Origin of the sequence: Mycobacterium asiaticum (assembly GCF_001668675.1) — a bacterium.
Classification (GTDB): Bacteria; Actinomycetota; Actinomycetes; order Mycobacteriales; family Mycobacteriaceae; genus Mycobacterium; species Mycobacterium asiaticum_D.
In genome coordinates, this window is sequence record NZ_LZKQ01000185.1 from 1 (window position 1) to 629 (window position 629).

1 protein-coding gene is annotated in these 629 nt (G+C 65.7%); it reads right to left on the reverse strand.

Annotated elements, in window-relative coordinates; genetic code table 11:
• Positions 1-629, reverse strand: a 629-nt coding sequence (locus tag A9X01_RS15525) for a TCP-1/cpn60 chaperonin family protein (RefSeq protein WP_301336937.1), incomplete at both ends; no start/stop codon positions are given.

Here is a 629-nt window from a genome sequence, read left to right on the forward strand (position 1 = left end):
CCGGCCTTGATCACCGCAACACCGCCGGCCAGCTTGGCCAGGCGCTCCTGCAGCTTCTCGCGGTCGTAGTCGGAGTCGCTGTTCTCGATCTCGGCGCGGATCTGTGCCACCCGTCCGGCGATGGCGTCGGCGTCACCGGCACCCTCGACGATGGTGGTCTCGTCCTTGGTGATGACGACCTTGCGGGCCTTGCCGAGCAGCGAGATGTCGGCAGTCTCCAGGGACAGACCGACCTCTTCGCTGATGACCTGGCCGCCGGTGAGGATGGCCATGTCCTGCAGCATCGCCTTGCGACGGTCACCGAAGCCGGGGGCCTTGACCGCCACCGACTTGAAGGTGCCGCGGATCTTGTTGACGACCAGGGTGGACAGCGCCTCGCCCTCGACGTCCTCGGCGATGATCAGCAGCGGCTTGCCACCCTGGATGACCTTCTCCAGCAGCGGCAGCAGGTCCTTGACGGTCGACACCTTGCTGGAAACCAGCAGGATGTAGGGGTCCTCCAGGACGGCTTCCTGACGCTCGGCGTCGGTGACGAAGTAGCCCGAGATGTAGCCCTTGTCGAACCGCATGCCCTCGGTGAGCTCGAGCTGCAGGCCGAAGGTGTTGGACTCCTCGACGGTGATGACGCC